The sequence below is a fragment of the Micromonospora gifhornensis genome (assembly GCF_016863515.1).
Classification (GTDB): Bacteria; Actinomycetota; Actinomycetes; order Mycobacteriales; family Micromonosporaceae; genus Micromonospora; species Micromonospora gifhornensis.
Genome location: NZ_BOPA01000015.1, coordinates 63,718 through 78,538, shown reverse-complemented (window position 1 = coordinate 78,538; position 14,821 = coordinate 63,718). Strand labels below are relative to the sequence as shown.

Below are 14,821 nucleotides of genomic sequence, written 5' to 3'. Positions count from 1 at the left end.
GGTCTCCGGGGTCCGTGACGCGCCCTCGCCTCACCGTACTCCGGCACCTCCCGGCCTTGATCATCGGCATCCCGCCGGGACGGGGACCGCCGCCAGTCGGCATCCCGCCGGGACGGGGACCGCCGCCAGCAGGCCGGGACCGCATCATCGGCAGCACGCCGGCCCGCTGCCGAGGGGTTCTCGACAGCGGGCCGACATGGTGCAGGGCGGGTCGGGTCAGCGTTCGGTGAGGTAGTCCTCGACCGCGTCCGCCGCCTTGGCGGTGCCGCCGTTGGCCCGTACCTCGGACTGGGCCTCGGTCAGGCGGCCGCGCAGCGCCGTGTCTGCGGCGACCGCGTCAACGGCCGCGCGCAGCGTCTCGGCGGTGACCTCCTCGGCGGGCAGCAGCCGACCGAGACCGGCATCGGCCAACTGTTGCGCGTTGGCGAACTGGTCGACCGCCTGCGGGATCGCGACCGTGGGCACCCCGAACCAGAGCGCCTCGGTGCAGCCGCCCATGCCGGCGTGGGTGACGAAGGCCGAGGCGTGGGCCAGCACCACCAGCTGCGGCACCCGGCGATGCACCTCGACGTTGCCGGGCAGCGGTCCCAGGTCCGCCGGGTCGACCTTGTCACCGATGGCGATGACCACGTGCCACGGCGAGTCGGCGAACCCTTCCAGGCAGGCCCGGTACACCGGCAGCTGGTCGTTGTAGGCCGTACCGAAGGAGACCAGCAGGACCGGCCGCCCGTCGGTGGGCGGCGTCCATCCCGGCTCGGTGAGCCGGGCCGGGTCCAGGCACGGGCCGACGAACCGGACCGTCTCCGGCACCCGGTCGGCGTGGGGTTGCATCACCCGTGGGATCAGCGACAGCACCCGCCGGGGGAAGGTGAGGAAGGTGCGCGAATCCTGGTGGATGCCGTGGTCGGCCAGCCAGGCGTCGAAGGTGGCGTAGTAGTCCCGCCCGGACGCCGAGGAGGTCAGGGCGGTGAAGAACTCGGCCATGTCCTGCTGGTAGCCGGTCCAGGCGACCATCGTCGGTGACAGTTGCACCGCCGGCACGCCGTACCGCTCACCCAGCAGCGGGCCCGGCAGGCCGCCGATGTCGTAGAGCACGAGGTCGGGCCGGTCCGCGTCGTAGCGTGCGGTCAACTGCGGCAGCACCGCGATGCCCTCGTCGAGGAAGACCCGCATGGCCGTGGCCGGGTCCTCCGGCCACGGCGTGTCGCCCTGCGGCAGGATCGTCGGGTGGGCGATGGGCTCGGCGCCGGTCGGCGCGACCAGGCCGGTGAGCGGTTCGCCGACCACGTAGGTCACCCGGTGTCCCCGGTCGACCAGTTCGCGGATCAGCGCCAACGAGGGGTAGATGTGGCTCGGCGCGGTGCAGCCGACCATGGCGATATGAGCTGGTTTACGCATTCGAGATAGGTCCCGTCGAGTCGGAGAGACATGTCATCCGAGGGAAGAGGCGACGCGGACCGGGCCCGGGCCACTCACCGGGGGTGAGGGCGTCACCGGGCCGACGTCGCACCGGTCAACGACCGGTGCGACGCGCGCCGCCTCAGGCGGAACGCAGGCGCATGAAAGCGATGATCATGCGTACGACCCTAGTGCGGCAGCTCAGAGCCGTCAAACCGGAAACACCGGTACGTCTTGTCGGCCGCGAACATCAGCCGGTACTGTCCCGGCAATAGCCACCGATCAACCCGCCGCCACCCCGACCGGCCGGCATCTGCTCTGGTTTCGGCGGCCCGCCGTGGACTGGCAGTCCCAGGCCCTGCCGATCGGCAACGGCCGCCTCGGTGCCATGCTCTTCGGTCAGCCCGACCACGAACGCATCCAGTTCAACGAACAGAGCCTGTGGGGTGGGGTCGACGGCTACGACAACGCCCTGGCCGGGCAGCCCGACGACGTGTTCGACCCGAGCATGACCGGGTTCGGCTGCTACCTGGCCTTCGGTGACCTGCACCTGCGCTTCCACGCCCACCAGCAGCCGGACGTCGACTACCGCCGGACGCTGGACCTGGAGACCGGCATCCACACCACCCGCTTCGGTACGCCCGGTCGAGTCCTCCGGCGGGAGGCGTTCGCCAGTCGTACCGCCGATCTGCTCGTCCTGCACTACGTAGCCGAGCGGGCCGACGCGCTCGACTGCGACATCACCCTGACCAGCGCGCAGGACGCGACCGCGACCGCGGACGCCGCGACCATCGCCTTTCGCGGCATGCTGGGAAACGGGCTGCGGTACGCCGCGGCCGTCCGGGTGGCGGCCACCGACGGGCAGGTCACCACCGACGGCCACCGCCTGCGGGTACGGTCGGCGACCCGGCTGACGCTGCTGCTGGACGCGCGTACCGACTACCGGCTCGACGCCGCCGCGCGGTGGCGGGGCGCGGACCCGGAGCCGGCGGTGCGCGCGGCGCTCGACGCGGCGGCCGGACAGCCCCACGCCTCGCTGCGGGCGGCACATCGTGCGCAGAGCAGGACGGTGGCCGACCGGGTACGGGTGAGCTGGGGTGCCAGCGCCGACCAGGTCGTGGCGTTGCCGACCGACGAGCGGCTGGCCCGCTACCGCGCGGGCGGTGTCGACCCCGAACTGGAACAGACCATGTTCGTGCTCGGCCGGTACCTGCTGCACAGTTCCTCGCGGCCCGGTGGCCTGCCCGCCAACCTGCAGGGGCTGTGGAACGACAGCAACCAGCCACCCTGGGCGGCGGACTACCACACCAACATCAACGTCCAGATGGCCTACTGGTGCGCCGAGACCACCGACCTGGGCGACAGCCACCGGGCACTCGTCGAGTTCGTCCGGCAGGTGGCGGTGCCGAGCCGGGTCGCCACCCGCAACGCCTTCGGCGCGCACACCCGAGGGTGGACGGCCCGCACCAGCCAGAGCATCTTCGGCGGCAACTCGTGGCAGTGGAACACCGTCGCCAGCGCCTGGTACGCCCAGCACCTCTACGAACACTGGGCCTTCGGTCAGGACGTCGGCTACCTGCGGAACACCGCCTACCCGATGATCAAGGAGATCTGCGAGTTCTGGACCGACCGGCTGGTCGACGACGGCACCGGCACGCTCATCGCGCCGCAGGGCTGGTCACCGGAGCACGGCCCACGTGAGGACGGCGTGCCGTACGACCACCAGATCATCCGGGACCTGTTCCAGAACTACCTCGACTGTGCCGTCGCCCTCGACGTCGACCACGACTACCAGGCCACCGTCGCCGACCTGCGATCGCGGCTCGCACCGGACCGGATCGGCAGGTGGGGTCAGCTCCAGGAGTGGCGGGAGGATCGCGACGACCCGGACGACCGGCACCGCCACACCTCGCACCTGTTCGCCGTCCATCCGGGACGTGAGATCACCCCGACGGGGTCACCGGGGTTCGCGGCCGCCGCGCTTGTGTCGTTGACGGCCCGCTGCGGTCGGCACGACGGCGGCCCGGTCAGCGACACCACTGTCACCGGCGACAGCCGCCGGTCGTGGACCTGGCCCTGGCGGGCGGCGATCTTCGCCCGGCTGGGCCAGGCACCGCAGGCATGGACGATGCTCCGCGGGCTGCTGCGGCACAACACCCTGGACAACCTGCTGTGCACCCACCCGCCGATGCAACTGGACGGCAACTTCGGCATCACCGCGGCGATCGCCGAGATGCTGCTGCAGAGCCACGACGGCACCATCCACCTGCTGCCCGCGCTGCCACCACACTGGCCCGACGGCAGCTTCGCCGGGTTGCGGGCCCGAGGCGGCTACCGCGTCGACTGTGTCTGGCGGGCCGGCCGGGTCACCGACTTCACGATCACCGCTGACCGCACACCCCGCCGCGACCCGGTGGCCGTCCGGGTCGACGGGCAGGACGTGCTTGTCGAGCCGGCACCCGGCTGACCGTCTCAGGACGTCAGCAGGCCCTCGGCCGCCAGGTCGTCCCAGAGCGCGTCGGGCACCGGCTTGGCGAGCAGGTCGGCGTTACGCACCACCTGCTCAACACTCTTGACCCCGACGACCACGGTCGCCACCGCCGGATGCCGGGCCACGAAGGCCATCGCCGCCTGCGGCAGGGTCACCCCGTGCCGCCGACACGTGGCGGCGATGCGGACCGCCCGGTCGTACACCGGCTGCGGCACCGGACGGTAGTCGTACATCCTGCCTGGCTCCTCGGTGGCCAGCACGCCGCTGTTGAAGACCCCGGCGGCGAGCACCGACACCCCGCGTTCCTGGCAGGCGGGCAGCAGGCGCTCCTGCGCCGACTGGTCGAGCAGCGTGTACCGGCCGGCGAGCATCACGGTGTCGACGTCGGTCTCCACCACGAACCGGTGCAACATCTGCCACTGGTTCATACCGACGCCGATGGCACCCACCACGCCCTGCGCCCGCAGGTCGTGCAACGCCGGGTACGCCTGCTCGACCGCCTGCTGCCAGTGGTCGTCGGGGTCGTGCAGCAGCACCACGTCGATGCGGTCGAGACCCAGCCGGTCGAGGCTGGACTCCAGCGACCTGCGGACCCCGTCGGCGCTGAAGTCCCACTCGCGGACGTGGTCGGCCGGCACGTCGAAGCCGCCTTCCTCGTCACGCAGGTGCGCGGTCTGCGGCGAGGGCACCAGCAGCCGTCCGACCTTCGTGGACACGGTGTACTCGGCGCGAGGCCGGTCGGCCAGGGCGGCGCCCAGCCGGCGTTCGGACAGGCCGAGGCCGTAGTGCGGGGCGGTGTCGAAGTAGCGGATACCCGCCTCCCACGCCGCGTCGAGGGCGGCGTGCGCCCCCTGCTCGTCGACGGTCCGGTACAGGTTGCCGATGCCGGCCGCGCCGAAGCCGAGCGGACTGACGGTTACCTGCGAGTGGCCGAGCCGTCTCATTGCTGCCTCGATTCTGCGGTGGGGGTGGTGGTCGGTGGGCGCAGCCGCAGCCCGTGCATCCCGCCGTCGACGGCGAGCACGGTCCCGGTGGTGGCGGCGGCCAGTGGGCTGGCCAGGTAGGCGACCGCCGCCGCGACCTCGGCCGGGGTGACCAGCCGTCCGATGGGCTGGCGGGCACGCAGGGCCGCGTACTCGGCGGTGGGGTCGTCGGCGGCGTCGACCAGGCGGCGTACCCACGGGGTGTCGACGGTGCCGGGGTTGACGCAGTTGACCCGGATGCCCTCACCGACGTGGTCGGCGGCCATGGCGAGGGTCAACGCCTGCACCGCACCCTTCGTGGCGCTGTAGAGGGCCCGGCCGGGCAGGCCGGCGGTCGCCGCGATCGAGCAGGTGTTGACGACGGCGGCGGACGCGGAGACCCGCAGGTACGGCAGGGCCGCCCGGGTGACCCGGACGATGCCGACGACGTTTACGTCGTACACCCGGTGCCACTCGTCGTCCGACTGGGCCTCGATGGTGCCCTGCGCACCGGCACCGGCGTTGTTGACCAGGATGTCCAGCCCGCCGAGCCGGTCCACGGCGGCACGCACCGCCGCGTTCACCGAGTCGGCGTCACCCACGTCGCAGGCGATGGCGTGCAGCGGCGCGGGCACGTGCGACGGGTCGAGGTCGAGGCAGGCCACCGCGGCCCCCCGCGCGGCGAGCAGCTCGGCCACCGCCAGGCCGATGCCCGATCCCCCGCCGGTCACCACGGCCGACAGCCCGGCGAACTCCCTGCTCACGCGGTACCGACCGGCTGGCGTTGCCGACCGAGCCCGTCGATCTCCAACTCGATCACGTCACCGCCGCGCAGGTACGGCTTCGGCTCGGGCATCCCGAGCGCCACCCCGGCCGGGGTGCCGGTGTTGATGACGTCGCCCGGCTCCAACACCATGAACTGGCTGACGTAGTGGACGATCTCGGCCACCCCACAGATCATGTTCTTGGTGTTGCCGTCCTGGCGCAGGATGCCGTTGACACTGCACCGCAGGCCCAACTGCTGCGGGTCGGGCACCTCGTCGGCGGTGACCAGCCACGGGCCGAGCGGGTTGAACGTCTCGCAGGACTTCCCCTTGTCCCACTGACCGCCGCGTTCCAGCTGGAACTCGCGCTCCGAGACGTCGTTGGAGATCGTGTACCCGGCGACGCAGTCCCACGCCTCGGCCGGGCTCGCCAGATAGCGGGCGGTACGGCCGACGACGACGGCTAGCTCGACCTCCCAGTCGGTCTTCCGGCTGCCCCGAGGTACGAGCACCTGGTCGTTCGGCCCGACCACGGTGTTCGACGCCTTCATGAACAGGACCGGCTCGGCGGGCGGCTTCGCGCCGGTCTCGGCGGCGTGGTCGGAGTAGTTCAACCCGACACAGACGATCTTGCCCGGTCGGGCGATCGGGGCGCCGATGCGGGCCGTGGGATCGGCCTCGGGAAGCGTGCCGCCGTGCACCGCCGCCCGGACCTCGGCCATGCCGTCCCCGCCGAGGAACGCCCCGTCGATCTCGGACACCAGGCCGGACAGGTCGACCAGTCGGCCGGCCCGGTCCAGTGCGGCGGGCCGCTCCTGCCCGACCGCCCCCACTCGCAGTAGCTTCACCGTGCCCCCTCCGGCCAGACATCGGATCTATCGCCCTGGTTCTATCCGGATCATCGAGCACCGGCAAGCCCCCGACCGGAACTCATCCGAAAAGAATCCACGATCCCGTACGCCGAGAAGGGTCGGTCGCAGCGGCCTCGCAGCCATGAGCGGAGCCGGCCGCCGCAACCGATACCTCCGATGTCTGCCCGGTTGACGCTCCGGCGATCAGGCGGCAGCGCGTTCGGCGGCGTCGATGGCGGCATCGGTGACCCAGAACATGCCGACCAGCAGGATCAGGGCCAGCACGCCCATGATGACGAAGACCGCTTGGAGACCGAACACCTCGGCGAGCCCGCCACCGACCAACGCCCCCAGCGGCATGCTCCCCCAGGCCAGCAGCCGGTATCCGCTGTTGACCCGTCCGAGCAGGCGGTCCGGGGTGATCTGCTGGCGCAGCGAGACCGTGATGACGCTCCAGGAGGTGAGCAGGATCCCGCCGACGAAGAAGATTCCGCCGAGGACGAACGGGTTGGTGCTCACCGCCGGAGCGCCCACGACGACCGCGATCGCGATCATCGCGACGCCGAGCGCGCGGGCCCGGCCGAGCAGCCGCTCGATCCTCGCGGCGACGAGTGACCCGAGCACGATGCCCGCCGCCAAGGCGGTCAGCAGAAGGCCGTAGCCCGGCTCGCTGAGCCCGATGGCCGAGTTCGGCCCGACCGCGTACAGCACCAGCACCGCGAACGTGGCCGTGGTGGTGAGGTTGCTGACCCCGACCATCAGCGCCAGGGTCCGCAGCAGTCGGTGTCGCCAGAGGAACCGTACGCCTTCGGCGATGTCGGCGCGCAGTGTGCTCGTGCCCTGCCGCGCCACCCGGAACCGGCCGCCGACCAGCAGCAGGGCCACTACTGCGGCCGCCCAGAGCCCGGCCGGCCCGAGCATCGCGTACGCGACTCCGCCGGCGACGAGGAATCCGGCCAACGGCGGGCCGACGAACTGGTTGGCGGCCAGTTCGACGGCGTACAGCCGTCCGTTGGCGCGGGGCAGCATCGCGCGCGGGACCAGTTGCGGCAGGATCGACTGGGCCGAGGTGTCGTACAGGGTCTCGGCGGTGCCCGCGCCGAAGGCCACCACGTAGAGCAACCAGATCGAGCCGGCGTCGAGGGCCACGGCCAGGGCCAGCGCGCCGAGCAGGGCCGCCCGGAGGCTGTTGGCGACCAGCATCACCCGCCGCCGGTCGAGCCGGTCGACGAGCGCGCCGGCCGGCAGGGCGAACAGCAGCCACGGCAGGCTGAACGCGGCGGCCACCCCGGCGACGAGCACCGGCGAGGTCGTGTAGCCGACGGCGGCCAGCGGCAGGGCGATCTTGACGATCCCGTCGGCGAGGTTGGACACCGCCGACGCCGACCACAACCGCCAGTACCGGCCACCCAGACCGCCCGTGCCCGTCGACTCCGCAGCGGTCGGCTCGAGACCGGCCGACACCGCGCCCGTCGACTCTGAGCCGGCCGGTTGCGCGGTCGCTACTGGCTCATCCACCCCCGTCACCGCCAGATCATCGCAGACCTCGCGCCCCTGCTCGACCCCACCCGAGGCCGCCGACCCACGGCGGTCGACCGGCCGGAAAACCGACCGTGGAGAACCGCGATCATGGATGACCGGAATTATCGATATTCACAAGCATCTTGCTCCGACCCATGGTGCACGCCCATACTTTGGCTACACGCGAAGCAGCGGATTGGCACGAATTGCACCGTTGGCACGGCGAGGTGGACGGACACCAGCTCCGTAGGGCAGCACCTCGCGCATCGCGACGCCGGTCCTCGTCCTCGGTCCACGCTTACCTGCCGTGGCCCGGTCCGGCGCGCTGTCGTAGTCCATGGAGGTGGACGTGAAACGAACCGTAGCGGCGCTGGGATCCCTGGCTGCCGCGTCCCTTCTCGCCGTGACGGGCGTGCTCTTCGCCCCGTCACCGGCCTCCGCCGCGTCCCTGGTCGAGGTGACCAACTTCGGCACCAACCCGGGCAACATGCGGATGCACATCTATGTGCCGGACGTCCGGCCCGCCAATCCCGCAGTCGTGGTCGCCATGCACGGCTGCGGCGGCAACGGCCCCGGGTTCTACTCCGGCAGTGAGTTCGGCCGCCTCGCCGACCAGTACGGCTTCGTGGTCATCTACCCCACCGCCACCCAGCAGGCCGGCTTCGGCAACTGCTTCGACGTGTGGTCCGCCGCCTCGAAGGTGCGCAACGGTGGCAGCGACCCCGTGTCGATCATGTCGATGGTCAGCTACGCCCAGCGCCAGTACGGCGGCGACCCGCAGCGGGTGTACGCCACCGGCAGCTCGTCGGGCGGCATGATGACCCAGGCCCTGATGGCGCTCTACCCGGACGTCTACAAGGCCGGTGCGGCGTTCATGGGCGTGCCGTTCAACTGCTTCGCCAACGCCGCGGACTTCCCGCCCACCAACAGCCAGTGCGTCAACGGCCGGATGGACCGGACCCCGCAGCAGTGGGGTGACGCGGTCCGGCAGGCGTACCCCGGCTACACCGGTGCTCGCCCGCGGGTGCAGCTGTGGCACGGCACCAACGACAACCTGATTCCCTTCCAGCTCCTGCAGGAGTCGGTGGAGCAGTGGACCAACGTGGCCGGGCTGAGCCAGAACCCGACCCGCACGGACACCCCGCAGGCGAGCTGGAACCGGCGTCAGTTCGCCGACTCCACCGGCACGGTGCGGGTGGAGGCGTACGCCATCCAGGGCGCCGGGCACAGCCTGCCGTCGACCGGCATGGCTCGGGCCGCCATCGACTTCTTCGGCCTGACCAGCAGCACCCCGCCGCCCACCACCCCGCCGCCGACGACTCCGCCGCCCACCACCCCGCCGCCGACGACCCCGCCGCCGGGTGCCACCTCCTGCCGGGTGCAGTGGACGGCCGACACCTGGAACAACGGCCTGGTCGCCAACCTCACCGTCACCAACACCAGCCCGGTCGCGGTCAACGGCTGGACGGTGCAGTGGACCTTTGCCAACGGCCAGCAGGTGACGAACACCTGGAACGCCACGATCACCCAGAGCGGCAACCAGGTGACCGCCCGCAACGTCGGTTACAACGCCACCATCGGGGCCAACCAGAGCATCACCTTCGGTTTCCAGGCCACCCACAACGGCACCAGCAACCCGCCTGACCGCTTCACCCTGAACGGGGCAGCCTGCAGCTGACCCCTCGACCAGATCGGTGCCCCGGCCGTCATCGGCCGGGGCACCGGCACGACCGGTCCGCGCGGGGCACGCGCTCCTCGACCTGGCAAGGGCGGGAGTACCGCTCAGAGTGTCGTCGCGTCGACCGGCGGCAGATCGATCGGGACGCCGGTCAGGCGTTCGCTCTGCGCCCACAGCTGCTGTGCCACCCCGACGTCGAGGGCGCGGGCGCTGCGGGTCGCGGGCACCGGCGGGCCGACGTTCTCCGCCCGGTGCGCCGGGCCCCAGTAGCTGCCGCCCTCGGCGTCCGGGTCGGTGGCGGCGCGCAGGATCGGCAGCGCCCCCTCGGCCAGCGGCATCGCCAGGTACCGGCCGATGCCGTTGACGATCGTGACCAGACGGTGGCGACCCTGACTCGGCCCGGTGTACGTCCACCCGGGATGGGCGGCGGTGACCCGCAACGACGTTCCGGCCCCGGTCAGCCGCCGATGCAGCTCCAGGGTGAACAGCAGCATCGCCAGCTTGCTCTGCCCGTAGGCGGCGAACCGGGCGTAGCGCCGCCGCTGCCAGTTCAGGTCGTCGAGATCGATCCGCCCGGTCCGGTGCGCGTTGCTCGCCACGTTGACGATCCGGGCCTGCTCGGTGGCGAGCAGCAGGGGCAGCAGCCGGCCGGTGAGCGCGAAATGGCCGAGGTAGTTGGTGCCGAACTGCAGCTCGAAGCCCTGCCGGGTACGCCGCAACCGCGGATACAGCACCCCGGCGTTGTTGACCAGCAGGTCGAGCCGGTCGTGCTCGGCCCGGTAGGCGGTGGCGAACGCGGCCACCGAGTCGAGGTCGGCCAGATCGAGCGGACGGCAGTGCACCTCGCCGTGCGGGTGCCGGGCGCGGATCGCCTCGGCCGCGGCCTCACCTCTGCCGCGATCCCGGCAGGCGAGCACCACCCGCGCACCCTTGCCCGCCAGTGCTCGCGCCGTCTCCAGGCCGAGCCCGCTGTTGGCCCCGGTGACGATCACCGTGCGGCCCCGCTGGTCGGGAATGTCGTCGTACGTCCAGTGGGGCATCTGTTGCTCCTCGGTCCACTCGGGGCCTGGCCGGCGCGACCAGGTTGCTCGTCAAGGCGACCGGTGCGGTCCGCCGGCGGGATGGCCCCGCCGGCGGACCGCTCGGGGTCAGCCGATGGTGCAGAGGGTGCCGTTGAGCCGGAACGCCGTCGGTACGACGTTCGGCCCGCTGTACTCGCCGACGAAGCCGACAGTGGTCGAGGCCCCGGCGGAAAGCCGACGGTTGTCGTCGTTGCCGGTCACCCGCACGGTGCTGCCGACCTGTTCCCAGGTGGCGCTCCACCCGCTGCCGACCCGCTGCCAGGAGGTGGGCCAGGTCCAGGTCAGGGTCCACCCGTCGACCGTGTGCTCACTGTTGTTGACGATGTCGACGTTTGCCACGTACCCGTTGCCCCAGTCCGTGGTGCTGGCGAAGCGGACGGTGCAGCCGCTGCTCGCCGGGCTGCCGGTGGTGAAGGTCAGCGGCGCCGACGCCCAGGAGACCCGTCCGGCGGTGTCGCGGGCCAGCACGTTGACCGTGTACCTGCGGCCCGGCACGAGGTTGCCGACGGTCAGGCTGGTCCCGGGCGTCTCGCCGAGCTGTTCGCTGACCGCGCCGTTCTGCCGGTGCACCTCGTACTTGGCGATCGGGGCGGCCCCGGCGGTGGCGGCCGGCCAGGTGATCGTCACGTCCCGGTCGGTGACGCCGGTCGCGGCTGGTTGGCCGGGCGCGCCGGGTGCGCCGGTGACCGCAGCCGCCGGACGCACCACCAGGGTGGTCAGCGAGTACGGCGGCAGCGTACGGCTGGTCGCCTCGCCGCTGCGGGCGGTGGTGACCTCGGTGGCACCGTTGGTGTGGGTGTGCACGGTCGGTGCTCCGGCCGCCGGGGCGAACCCGGCGTAGTCGATGGTGACCGGGTGGGCGTTGTCCGGGTCCTTGTTGATCAGCAGGACCGCCACCTCACCGTTGGCCCGCCGCACCGCGTGCGCGCTGACCAGCGGCTGATCGGTCTCGGCGCGGATGAACTGGCCGCCGCTGCGGGCGAACATGCTCATCATGGACAGCCCGTGGTACGCGGCGAACGGGGTGTTCACCGCAGGTTCGCAGACCGAGCCGTCCGGGGTGCAGGTGCCGTTGGAGAGCAGGCCGAAGTCGCCGTAGTCGGTCTGCCCCGCCTCCGTGCTCACCCGGCCGATGCCGTTGTGCACGTTCCACCAGTGCACGGTGAAGACCCCGTTGGCCAGCAGACCGCTGTAGGCGTCGGCCAGGAACAGCGCGGCCGGTTGGCTGGTCATGCCCTCGGAGGTGACGTTGACCTCGGTGAGGCTGATCCCGATGCGGTCGGCCTGCGGCCCGGCGTACCGGCTGATCTGCTGACGCAGCAGGTACACCGCGTCGGTGATGTGGCTGGTCCGGGGCAGCGACTCGGCGGCGCTGCCACCCGGGTACCAGTGCACGTCCACGAAGTCGATCGACGGCCCGGCGATGGACAGCACGGTCTGGTTCCACGGGCCCGGGTCGTTGCCGGCGGTCAGGCCGTCCGGCCAGTTGGCCGGCATGGTGAGCACCGCGCCGACCTTGATGCTCGGGTCGACGGCCTTCATCGCCTCGGCGTAGTCGACCACCAGGTTCGCGTAGTAGGTGGCGCTCTTGTCGGGGTGGTGGTCGGCTTCCCAACCGGACCCGTAGTGACCGTTGCCGTAGTTCTCGTTGCCGACCGTCCAGTACCGCGCGCCGTAACCCTTCGTCACGTTTGCGTACCGCACCCAGTCGGCCGCCTCCTGCGGCGTGCCGGTGCCGTAATTGGCGATGATCATCGGCTCGGCGCCGACCCGCCGCACCGCACCCATGAAGGTGTCGAAGTCGGTGCCGGGGGCGACGTAGCCGCCGGGCGCGGTGTGGTCGCGCCAGTGATAGATGTCGGCGTACGAGCCACCCGGGTAGCGCATCATCTGCACCCCGGCGTCGCGCAGCAGGTCCGACGTCTCGGGGGTGGCCAGATACTGGTCCCAGATGGCGTGGTTGACGCCGAGCGCGGTGTCGGGCACCCGGGCCAGCCCGGCCCGCGCGTTCACGGTCACCGTCACCGGTGCCGTCGCCGCGTCGGCGCTCGGGGCGTCGACCCCGGTCACCACACCCGTGGCGAGCAGCAGGCCGGCCACGAGCAGCGCGCCCGCGTGCCGGGGCAGTCGCCACGATCGGGCCGAGGATCGAACACCGTGCCTGTTCGGAAGTCTCATGGTTGTCCTTTTTCGATCACGAGCGAGATCCGCCCGGTCGACAGCCCACGACCGACGGCGGAGAAGAGAGAACGACCAGCTCACCTGCCGTCACCCGCCGCAGGCCCGGACGGGCCCCCGGCTGCCCATCGGGCGACGGTCACTCGCGCGACAACACATCGACAGATCAGAATTGCACAGCGTACGGCGATCACTCAACGCCCCGCGCACAGAAGGCCGATGCGAGACGGACGAGAAAAGCGCCCGTCCCGGCTCGGGGAACGGGCGCTTTCGCGCATTCGGGTCGGGGCCGCTCGGCGGTCAGGCCCACTCGGCGGTCGACGGTCGGCGGTCGGCGGTCGGCGGTCGCCGGTCAGGGCCGCTCGGTCAGGGACGCTCGGCCACCTGGGCGACGAACGCCTTCCAGGCCGCCGGCCCGAAGGCCAGCATCCCGCCGTCACGGTCCTTGGAGTCCCGGACGAGAACGACCCCGGAGAGATTGTCCGCAACCTCGACGCACGCCCCGCCGTTGCCGCTGCTCCGACTGCTCTTACGCCACCGCGCGCCAGTCAGGCCCATGACGCTGCCACATCCCTCATCAACTCGACGGACTGCCGATGAGACAACGCCTCGCCACGGACGTTCTCCCATGCCGCCAGTATGGCCGCCACGTCGTCAGGGTCGCTAACCACTTGCCCCTGTAGTTGCGTGTCCAGGTAGACAGCGGTGCGATGGTCCCTGCTCGTGGCGATGACGAACGGACCGTCCAGCCCGGCGTAGGCCCCGGCCGCCTGCGGCACGACATGCACGCGCACGTGCGGAAGGTCGCACCAGGCGATCAGTGCCTGCATCTGGTCGCGCATCACGTCCTGACCGCCCACCGGGCGGCGCAGGGCGAATTCGTCCACGACCGCGGTGAGCCATGGCGGGTTCTCCCATTTGAGAATGACCTGCCGAGCGAGCCTCGCCGCCACCAGCTGATCCACCTCGTCGGAGGTGCGCCGCCCGCTCGCGCTGAGGACCGCCCGCGCGTATGCCTCGGTCTGCAACAGTCCCGGCAGGACGGTCGACTCGAACCACCGCAGTTCCGTCGCCTCACGCTCCATCTCCTGCCACGGGCGAAACCACACCAGGTCACGGATCCGGCGTCGTGAAGTGTCCGGCCAAATGTCCGACGCGCTCCGACCGAGGACAGCGGCAGCGGTGGCGCGATGTCCGGGGTGCGGGATGCGGCCCTGCCGGAGCCACCGGTCGGTCGTCTTGGGATCCACGCCTATCTGCGCCGCCAACGAATCTGTGGTGTGGCCTGCCTCCTGGAGCGCCGTCCGCAGTGCGTCGTTCATCGGACCCCCATCGGACATCGGAGATTTCTGCCCACCATATATCTACGCGGTGTTGCCGTCCCATCACCGTTGGCAAGGTGGCGGTAGGCGGTGTTCACGGGCTGGACCGGCAACCCCCGTGGGCGCTGCACGGGGGTCGACCTGTCCGTACACCTTCGAGGGTCGGCCCCCTTCCACGACGCGCACCGACGGAAGGGCCGCCCATGCCCGCGCAGAGACCAGCGAACGCCGCCGCATCCCACGGGATCGTCCCGAGACGGGCTGCAAACCCGACGGGCACGCGACCGGACGGCACGCCACGTGTCGCTCCCGGGGCGTACCTGCTGACCCGGGCGGCGTCACCGCAGTTCAGCCAGCCGATCGTGGTCCGGGTGATCCGCGAGCTGGTCGAGCGGCAGCCGTACGACGGTTGGGCCTGGGTGGATTGCTACGTGCTCGACCGCCACGGCGACGCGACGGTAAAGCGGCAGTTGTTCGTCCGCCCGGACGGGATGCGGCCGGTGCAGGTCCGACCGGTCCCGTACGCCGAACGGCACCGGGCCAAGGTCGGCTGGTGAGCGCGCCGCACGCCCGG

Annotated in this window: 12 protein-coding genes; 3 read left to right on the top strand and 9 right to left on the bottom strand. The window is 71.4% G+C overall.

What is annotated here, in order from left to right; translation table 11 throughout:
- Positions 1 to 216 precede the first annotated feature (216 nt).
- Positions 217 to 1,398: a macrolide family glycosyltransferase gene (locus Vgi01_RS10135; protein ID WP_239088877.1), complete on the bottom strand. Its 1,182-nt coding sequence runs from the start codon at positions 1,396 to 1,398 to the stop codon at positions 217 to 219.
- On the opposite strand from Vgi01_RS10135, the gene Vgi01_RS10130 reads away from it, so the two are divergent.
- A complete protein-coding gene (locus tag Vgi01_RS10130) occupies positions 1,397 to 3,865 on the top strand; it encodes a glycoside hydrolase family 95 protein (protein ID WP_308441772.1) in 2,469 nt (822 codons plus the stop codon). The two genes, Vgi01_RS10135 and Vgi01_RS10130, sit on opposite strands and share 2 nt — an antisense overlap.
- Positions 3,866 to 3,870: 5 nt before the next feature.
- Here Vgi01_RS10130 and Vgi01_RS10125 read toward each other — a convergent pair whose 3' ends face one another.
- The 4 genes from Vgi01_RS10125 to Vgi01_RS10110 all read right to left on the bottom strand — a co-directional run bounded on the left by Vgi01_RS10125 (position 3,871) and on the right by Vgi01_RS10110 (position 7,930).
- Entirely contained in the window at positions 3,871 to 4,833 is a 963-nt protein-coding gene (locus tag Vgi01_RS10125) for an aldo/keto reductase (RefSeq protein WP_102657176.1), read from the bottom strand.
- The gene (locus Vgi01_RS10120; RefSeq protein ID WP_102657175.1) at positions 4,830 to 5,615 is read right to left on the bottom strand and encodes an SDR family NAD(P)-dependent oxidoreductase; all 786 of its coding nucleotides are present in this window, start codon (positions 5,613 to 5,615) and stop codon (positions 4,830 to 4,832) included. The genes Vgi01_RS10125 and Vgi01_RS10120 overlap by 4 nt, the downstream gene beginning before the upstream one ends.
- Positions 5,612 to 6,463, bottom strand: coding sequence for a fumarylacetoacetate hydrolase family protein (locus Vgi01_RS10115; RefSeq protein WP_204290836.1), 852 nt, complete (start codon positions 6,461 to 6,463; stop codon positions 5,612 to 5,614). The genes Vgi01_RS10120 and Vgi01_RS10115 overlap by 4 nt, the downstream gene beginning before the upstream one ends.
- A 207-nt stretch (positions 6,464 to 6,670) precedes the next feature.
- Positions 6,671 to 7,930 (bottom strand): MFS transporter, encoded by a 1,260-nt coding sequence (locus tag Vgi01_RS10110; RefSeq protein WP_233196704.1) that lies wholly within the window; start codon positions 7,928 to 7,930, stop codon positions 6,671 to 6,673.
- Positions 7,931 to 8,324: 394 nt separating this feature from the next.
- On the opposite strand from Vgi01_RS10110, the gene Vgi01_RS10105 reads away from it, so the two are divergent.
- A complete protein-coding gene (locus tag Vgi01_RS10105; protein ID WP_204290835.1) occupies positions 8,325 to 9,665 on the top strand; it encodes an extracellular catalytic domain type 1 short-chain-length polyhydroxyalkanoate depolymerase in 1,341 nt (446 codons plus the stop codon).
- 104 nt (positions 9,666 to 9,769) lie between these two features.
- Here the strand turns inward: Vgi01_RS10105 and Vgi01_RS10100 are convergent, their stop codons facing one another.
- The 4 genes from Vgi01_RS10100 to Vgi01_RS10085 form a co-directional block, all read right to left on the bottom strand.
- The gene (locus Vgi01_RS10100; protein ID WP_204290834.1) at positions 9,770 to 10,705 is read right to left on the bottom strand and encodes an oxidoreductase; all 936 of its coding nucleotides are present in this window, start codon (positions 10,703 to 10,705) and stop codon (positions 9,770 to 9,772) included.
- A gap of 108 nt (positions 10,706 to 10,813) precedes the next feature.
- On the bottom strand, positions 10,814 to 12,925 hold the full coding sequence (locus tag Vgi01_RS10095) for a cellulose binding domain-containing protein (RefSeq protein WP_239088876.1): 2,112 nt from the start codon (positions 12,923 to 12,925) through the stop codon (positions 10,814 to 10,816).
- A gap of 366 nt (positions 12,926 to 13,291) precedes the next feature.
- Positions 13,292 to 13,483, bottom strand: a complete 192-nt coding sequence (locus Vgi01_RS10090; protein WP_102660165.1) for a DUF397 domain-containing protein — start codon at positions 13,481 to 13,483, stop codon at positions 13,292 to 13,294.
- Positions 13,474 to 14,247, bottom strand: a complete 774-nt coding sequence (locus Vgi01_RS10085; protein ID WP_102660164.1) for a DUF5753 domain-containing protein — start codon at positions 14,245 to 14,247, stop codon at positions 13,474 to 13,476. Before Vgi01_RS10085 ends, Vgi01_RS10090 begins: the two co-directional genes overlap by 10 nt.
- 203 nt (positions 14,248 to 14,450) lie before the next feature.
- Between Vgi01_RS10085 and Vgi01_RS10080 the strand changes: the two genes are divergently transcribed.
- The gene (locus Vgi01_RS10080; protein WP_204290833.1) at positions 14,451 to 14,804 is read left to right on the top strand and encodes a hypothetical protein; all 354 of its coding nucleotides are present in this window, start codon (positions 14,451 to 14,453) and stop codon (positions 14,802 to 14,804) included.
- Positions 14,805 to 14,821 lie beyond the last annotated feature (17 nt).